6 protein-coding genes are annotated in these 6,529 nt (G+C 73.7%); 3 read left to right on the top strand and 3 right to left on the bottom strand.

All coding sequences use genetic code 11. From position 1 onward, the window contains the following. The first annotated feature begins 135 nt into the window (after nt 1-135). Complete coding sequence (locus tag AB0B89_RS33870) at nt 136-852, top strand: hypothetical protein (protein WP_358561033.1); 717 nt, start codon at nt 136-138, stop codon at nt 850-852. Between the two features lie 106 nt (nt 853-958). Continuing rightward, the gene (locus tag AB0B89_RS33865; protein WP_358561030.1) at nt 959-1,126 is read left to right on the top strand and encodes a hypothetical protein; all 168 of its coding nucleotides are present in this window, start codon (nt 959-961) and stop codon (nt 1,124-1,126) included. Between the two features lie 63 nt (nt 1,127-1,189). Here the strand turns inward: AB0B89_RS33865 and AB0B89_RS33860 are convergent, their stop codons facing one another. Both AB0B89_RS33860 and AB0B89_RS33855 read right to left on the bottom strand, forming a co-directional pair. Then, the gene (locus AB0B89_RS33860) at nt 1,190-2,098 is read right to left on the bottom strand and encodes a MurR/RpiR family transcriptional regulator (RefSeq protein ID WP_358561026.1); all 909 of its coding nucleotides are present in this window, start codon (nt 2,096-2,098) and stop codon (nt 1,190-1,192) included. A gap of 211 nt (nt 2,099-2,309) precedes the next feature. Further along, the gene (locus AB0B89_RS33855; protein ID WP_358561023.1) at nt 2,310-3,797 is read right to left on the bottom strand and encodes a glycoside hydrolase family 3 N-terminal domain-containing protein; all 1,488 of its coding nucleotides are present in this window, start codon (nt 3,795-3,797) and stop codon (nt 2,310-2,312) included. Between the two features lie 327 nt (nt 3,798-4,124). Between AB0B89_RS33855 and AB0B89_RS33850 the strand changes: the two genes are divergently transcribed. Next, nucleotides 4,125-5,705 (top strand): family 10 glycosylhydrolase, encoded by a 1,581-nt coding sequence (locus AB0B89_RS33850; RefSeq protein ID WP_358561020.1) that lies wholly within the window; start codon nt 4,125-4,127, stop codon nt 5,703-5,705. A gap of 15 nt (nt 5,706-5,720) precedes the next feature. On the opposite strand, the gene AB0B89_RS33845 is transcribed toward AB0B89_RS33850, so the two are convergent. Continuing rightward, on the bottom strand, nt 5,721-6,488 hold the full coding sequence (locus AB0B89_RS33845) for a BadF/BadG/BcrA/BcrD ATPase family protein (protein ID WP_358561017.1): 768 nt from the start codon (nt 6,486-6,488) through the stop codon (nt 5,721-5,723). Between the last annotated feature and the right edge of the window lie 41 nt (nt 6,489-6,529).

The raw sequence follows: 6,529 nt of genomic DNA, 5'->3' as shown, positions 1-6,529 counted from the left end.
CACGCCCTTGCATCGGTAGGCGTCAAGCGGTTGTCAATGAACGTGCAGGTGGAGGCCGATATCACTGAGTGTGTAAGAACCCCCGGGGCCGAGCGAACAGGACCGGGAGAACACACTCACATTCAGGAGACAAAGATGAAGCGCAGCCTGCTCGGTCTCGCCGTCGCCGCCGTGGCCGGCCTGTCCGTCGTCACCCTGCCCTCGACGTCCGCCTCCGCGGCCACCGGCGACTTCGGCCCTGACACCTGCCGCGAAGGCTACGTCTGGCGCGAGGCCCGCCCCTCCGACCACGTCTGCGTCAGCTCCGCCACCCGCACCCAGACGCGTTCGGACAACGCGGCCGCCGCCGGCCGCTGGACCTCCGGGGCCTTCGGCGCGCACACCTGCGTCACCGGGTACGTGTGGCGCGAGGCGTTCACCGGCGACGACGTCTGCGTGGTCCCCTCGGTCCGCTCGCAGGCCGCCGCCGACAACGCCCAGGCCGCGAACCGCAAGGTCTCCGCCCGCCTGTGGATCAACCGGTACACCGTTCCCCCGACCGACAACGGGGACGGCACCGCGACCTCGACCTCGGTGGACGACATCCCCCGCATCAAGATCAGCGGTGACCACTACAACTTCGGCCAGGTCAAGCTCTACCTCCGGTACAACACCGGCCGCCTGTTCTGGAGCGGGACCGTGACCGCCGGAGCGCACAGCGGCTTCGCGGGCGGCAGCTTCGGCAAGAAGACCGGGGTGTTCGACTGCGCCTCCGCCGGCAAGCCCGCCAACGGCTACGCCCAGGCCTACGACGTGCTCTCGGGCCGCTGGTCGGCACGCGTGCCCGTGCGCATCGGCTGCGCGGTCCTGTGAGCCTCCTCGCCGGACCCCCACGCGACCCTGAGTGCCGACCCTGACTCGTCCCTGAACTCGATCTCCACGTATGTCGCCGGGACCGGCGGGCGCTTAGCGTGAAGCCATGGGACGCATTCTTCTTCTCGTCGTAGCCGTCATCGCCGCCTTCTTCCTCCTCGGCGCGCTGCTGAGCCTGGTCGCCGGCATCGTCAAGTGGGCACTGATCATCGGGGTGGTCATCCTCGCCGTCACCGCCCTCTCCAAGATCTTCCGATCCGGGGACGCCGGCTGACGGCCCGGGCAAGGATCGCCACCGGCGCGCTCATCCCGAAACGGCCGCGCCGGCCCTCGGGCGCTACGACGGTTTCCTGCTCCGGGGCCGGGACTCGATGACGAAGTGGTCGATGGCGTCGCGGGTCGCGCGCAGGGCCCCGTTGGACACCTCGGACGTGCGCTGGGCCACGCCGACGAAGACGTAGTCGACGATCAGGAGCTGGCTGATCCTGCTGGCCAGCGCGCCGGGCCGGAACGCGCTCTCCCTCCCGGCCGAGATCAGCACGTGGGCGGAGACCTCGGCGAGGGCCGACCGGGGGTTGTTGGTGATCGCCACGGTGGTCGCCCCGGCCTTCTGGGCCCGGCGCATGGGCTCCAGGACGTCGGGGGTCTCGCCCGTGCAGCTCACGCCGACCGCGACGTCGCCGGGCCTCAGCAGCACGGCGCTGGTCAGGGCGAGGTGCGCGTCGGTGAACGCGTGGGCGGACAGGCCGATGCGCAGCAGCTTCTGCGACATGTCCGCCGCCACGAGCCCGGAGGCCGCGACGCCGTACACGTCGACGCGGCGGGCCCCGGTGATCGCGTCGACCACCTCGCCGAGCCGCTCGGGGGACAGCTGCGCGGCGGTGTCCTCTATGGCCTCGGCCTCGGCCCGCGTGACCTTGGCGATCACGTCGGAGAGGGGGTCGTCGGGGGCGAGGTCGCCGGGGACGAGGCGGTCGGGCCCCTGGCGGGTGGTGGCCGCGGCGGCGGCGAGCGCGAGCCGGAGCTGGGCGTACCCGGAGAAGCCGAGCACCCGCGCGGTGCGCACGATGGTCGCCTCGCTGGTCGCGGAGGCGGCGCTGAGCTCGGTGATGGTGCTGCGGGCGACCGTCGCCGGGTCGTCGAGGATGAGCCGGGCGATGATCTGTGCGGACGGCGTGAGTGAGGGAAGCACGGCCCGCACCCGGGCGACCAGGTTCTCGGGGGTCGAGCGTTGCGGGTCGATCATTGGGTTCCTTTACTGTTACCGACAGATTACTCAATCCTGGTCGTAGGGAACCCGCGGACCCTCATCCAGATCCCCCTCGTACGAGACCGCGCGCGCCCATCCGGATCGTGCTCGTGCGGGACCGCGGACCCATCGGGACCGCGCTCGTGCGGGACCGCGCGCCCATCCGGATCGCGCTCGTGACGGGCCCGTGGACTCGCGTGCCGGTGGCTCAGCGGCCGGTGAGCCACTCGGCGGCGGCGAGTGCCGAGACCCGGGAGCTGCCGCCGGTGGCCAGGTAGACCGAGCCCACGGGACGGCCCGGCAGGCCCATCTCGATCACGATGGCGTCCGGGCGGCGGCGGAGGATCTCCGCCAGGCCCGCCGCCATCCACGCGTGCCGGTGCGCGTCGTGCGTGACCACCACCACGGGCGACTCGCCCAGCTCGGGCAGCTCGTGCAGGCCGGGCGTCAGGATCGTACGGGCGGTGCCGGGAAGCAGAGCCGCCAGGGCCTCGCCGGGCCCGTACGGCACGCCGCCGCCGATCGCCTGGTGGGGCCGTGCGGTCATCTCGATCACCAGCGGGGGCCGGGTGAGGACCGGCCGTACGAGCGTGCCGTCGCCGGGGCTCGCGCGAAGCGCCCGGCGGGCCGTGTCCAGCCCGAGCAGGGAGACGCCGTGCTCGGGGTCGAGCTCGGTCGCCCCCGCCTCCGTGAGGCGTTCGCGCTCGTGCCAGGCCGCCAGGCCGCGTACGCGGCCCGCCGCCTCGGCCAGCCGCGCCTCGTCCAGGACGCCCTCGTGGACGGCCCGGACGATCGCCTCGCGCAGCTCGGCGACGTTCTCCCCGCCGGGCGAGGAGGAGGCGCCCACGCAGATCGCGTCGGCGCCCGCCGCGAGCGCCCGTACCGCGATCTGCGGCTGGGGCATCAGCGCGGCCACGGCCCTCATCTCGATCGCGTCGGTCACCAGCAGGCCCTCAAAGCCCAGTTCCTCGCGCAGCAGCCCGGTGAGCACACGGCGGCTGAGGGTCGCGGGCAGCTCGGGATCGAGGGCCGGCACCATGAGGTGGCCGCACATGATGGCCCGGACCCCCGCCGCGACGGCCGCGCGGAACGGCCGCAGGTCGCGCCGCTCCAGCACCTCGCGCGACGCGTGGACGGCGGGCAGGGCGAGGTGGGAGTCGGTCACGGTGTCGCCGTGCCCGGGGAAGTGCTTGGCGCAGGCGGCGACCCCCGCGCCCTGCAGCCCGGAGATCCACGCGGCGGCGTGCCGGGCCACGAGCCCCGGATCGGCTCCGAAGGAGCGGATGCCGATCACCGGGTTGTCCGGGTCGGCGTTGACGTCCACGTCGGGGGCGTAGTCGAGCGTGATGCCGGTCGCGGCCAAGAGGCGGCCGATCTCCCGGCCGGTCCGCTCGGTGCGGCCGAGATCGTCGACGAGGCCGAGGGCGGCGTTGCCGGGCCACGAGCTGCCGGTGGCGGCCTCCAGGCGGGTGACGGTGCCGCCCTCCTCGTCCACGGCGACGACGACCTCGGGGTTCTCCTCGCGAAGCCGCCGTACGAGCCCGGCGGTGCCGGGGGAGACGTTGCGCGCGAAGAGGACCACCCCGCCGAGGCCGCCGGCGAGCTGGCTGAGCAGCCAGCCGGGTGGGGCGGTGCCCTCGAACCCCGGCTGGAGCACCGTGGCGGCGAGGCGGTCGAGATCGGGACTGTGCGGCATTGGCGACTTCCGCTCGTGTCGGCGGCGGCCCTATCGATCTTCCCCTTCGAGGACCGTCTGACTTGCGTGCTACGTGTGGTTTTGCATGGTCTTGACGCCGATGTGGCATCCTGCGCCATTGCGCATATCTTCTATGAAGCTTTCCTTCATTCGCTCCCGGTTAGGTCACGGCCTGATGGCAACATTCTTCAGACTCATTGATCCGGTGAAAGTCATCTGTCATCTTCACGCCGGAGGCTTCGGCCGGCACCCAGGCCATGGCCGGCACCGGGCCCTCCCCGCCGGAGCCGCCGGGAGACCGGTGTCGCCGGGACGTCCGGAGTCCGCGTGAACGGCCGCCCGCTGAGCCGCAGGGCCGTACTGGGTGGCCTGGCCGTGGCGGCGCTCGCCCCGTTCGCCCGAGGGCAGGCACCGGATCCCGGCGGCGCCCTGCCCCCCGGCGGTCCCGGCGGCGCACTCCGCGCCACCGGCCCCGGCGACGCGGCCGTCCTGGCCTCGCCGAGGCAGATGCGCGGCATGTGGATCGCGTCGGTGAACAACACCAACTGGCCCTCGCGCACGGGCCTGCCGGTGGAGCGGCAGAAGAGCGAGTTCATCTCGTGGCTCGACCTCGCGGTGTCGCGCCGGTTCAACGCGGTGTTCGTGCAGGTGCGGCCCACGGCGGACGCCTTCTGGCCCTCGGCGCGCGAACCGTGGTCGCAGTTCCTCACGGGCGTCCAGGGGCGCGACCCCGGGTACGACCCGCTCGCGTTCATGGTCGAGGCGGCGCACGAGCGCGGGCTGGCGTTCCACGCGTGGTTCAACCCCTACCGGGTGTCCACGCAGCCCGACCCCGCCCGGCTCGTGCCCGATCATCCCCTGCGCCGCAACCCGGGCTGGGGCGTGGCCTACGCGGGCGGGCTCTACTACAACCCCGGGCTGCCGGAGGTCCGCGCCTTCGTCCAGGACGCGATCATGGACGCGGTCACCCGGTACGACGTCGACGGCGTGCACTTCGACGACTACTTCTACCCCTACCCGGTCGAGGGCCAGGAGTTCGACGACGCGGAGGCCTACGCCCGCCACGGCAAGGGGTTCGCCGACAGGGCGGCGTGGCGGCGGCACAACGTCGACCTGCTGATCCACGAGATGGGGCGGCGCGTCCGCGAGGAGAAGCCCGAGGTCCAGTGGGGGATCAGCCCGTTCGGCATCTGGCGCAACGCGGCCACCGACCCCCTCGGCTCGGCCACGTCGGGCTCCCAGTCGTACGATGACCAGCACGCCGACAGCCGGGGCTGGGTGCGGAAGGGCTGGCTCGACTATGTCGTCCCGCAGCTCTACTGGAACATCGGCCTGCCGGTGGCCGACTACGCCGTGCTCGCCGCCTGGTGGGCGAAGGCGGTGGCCGGCACGGGCACCCAGCTGTGGATCGGGCAGTCGGTCTACAACGCCGGAGCCGCCGGGCAGCCCGCCGCCTGGCAGGACCCCGAGGAGCTGTCGCGGCACCTCACCCTCAACGGCGACCATCCGGGCATCGGCGGCGACGTCTACTACAACTCGGGCGACGTGCGCGCCGACCGGCTCGGGGCGATGACCCGCCTCCAGCGGGAGCACTACGCGCGACCGGCCCTCGGCCCGGTGCCGCCGCGCCTGGCCGCGGGCGCCCCGCCTCCGCCGCCCGTCGTCACCGGCGCCCGCCGTACGAGCCGGAGCGCCGAGCTCACCTTCGCCTCCGAGGGCCGTGCCGAGCCCCGCCTGTACGCGGTCTACCGTCACGACGCGGACGACAAGGGGTACCTGCTGGCGATCGTGCCCGGCGGGCCCCGAGGCCGGTTCACCGACCCGGCGTGGGAGCCAGGCTCGCGCTACCGCGTCACGGCCGTCGACGCGGCGGGACGCCAGAGCCCGCCCACCCTCTGGGTGAGCTGAACCCTTTCCGCCGGGTCAGGCCTGACCGGGAGTGTCGCCGGCCGCGAGCATCCGCCGGTGCGCCGCTTCGATCTCGGCGTCGCGGGCCGCGCCGGGACCCCCGGCGGCGGCGAAGGCGCGCAGGGCGAGCGCGGCGGCTCCGGCCGCGCCGTCCTTGGCCGGCACGGCCGTACGGCCGATCAGCGCCTCCCTGACCCGGTCGGCCACCAGGGTCGGCCGCGTCAGCAGCGAGCCGGCGAGGACCACGGGCAGCGCGGGGTCGGGGGCCCTCACGGTGTCCAGGGTGCGGACGAGCAGGCGGGCGGCGTCGTCCAGGATGGTGAGGGCCACCCGGTCACCCTCGCGGGCGGCCGACTCCACCAGGGGGCTGAGCGTTCCGAGCCGCGCGGGCTCGCCGTCGTACACGGCGGCGACGATGGCCTGGGCGAGCGCCTCGCCCGCCAGAGGGGCGGCGCCGGCGTCCCTTCCGGGAGCGTGCCTCAGCAAGGCGGGCAGGACACGGGCGGTGAGCGCGGTCGGCGGCCCCCGGCCGTCGAGGGCCGCGAGCGCCGCCCGGGCCGCCTGCCGCCCGATCCACACCCCCGAGCCCTCGTCGCCGAGCAGCCACCCGTAGCCGTCGCAGCGCCGGATGATCAGCCGGCCGGCGATGCGGGCCGCCACCGCGCCCGTACCCGCGATGATCACGCTGCCGCTGGGGACAGGGGTCGCTCCGGCGAAGGCCACCAGGATGTCCGGGACCACGACGGGGAGGCCGGGCAGGGCGGCGGCGCCCGAGCCATCCACATATCGAAGCCGTAGTGCAGAAACAAATTGGCGAGCAACGG

This window comes from Sphaerisporangium sp. NPDC049002, from assembly GCF_040649355.1.
Lineage (GTDB): Bacteria > Actinomycetota > Actinomycetes > Streptosporangiales > Streptosporangiaceae > Sphaerisporangium.
Note: the sequence above shows the minus strand (reverse complement) of the source record. Positions and strands in the feature narration are given on the sequence as shown.

What these genes read in the sequence shown, in the direction of transcription:
- AB0B89_RS33865 (WP_358561030.1), top strand. Translation starts at nt 959, where the DNA reads ATGGGACGCATTCTTCTTCTCGTCGTAGCCGTCATCGCCGCCTTCTTC.
- AB0B89_RS33870 (WP_358561033.1), top strand. Translation starts at nt 136, where the DNA reads ATGAAGCGCAGCCTGCTCGGTCTCGCCGTCGCCGCCGTGGCCGGCCTG.
- AB0B89_RS33855 (WP_358561023.1), bottom strand. Translation starts at nt 3,797, where the DNA reads ATGCCGCACAGTCCCGATCTCGACCGCCTCGCCGCCACGGTGCTCCAG.
- AB0B89_RS33860 (WP_358561026.1), bottom strand. Translation starts at nt 2,098, where the DNA reads ATGATCGACCCGCAACGCTCGACCCCCGAGAACCTGGTCGCCCGGGTG.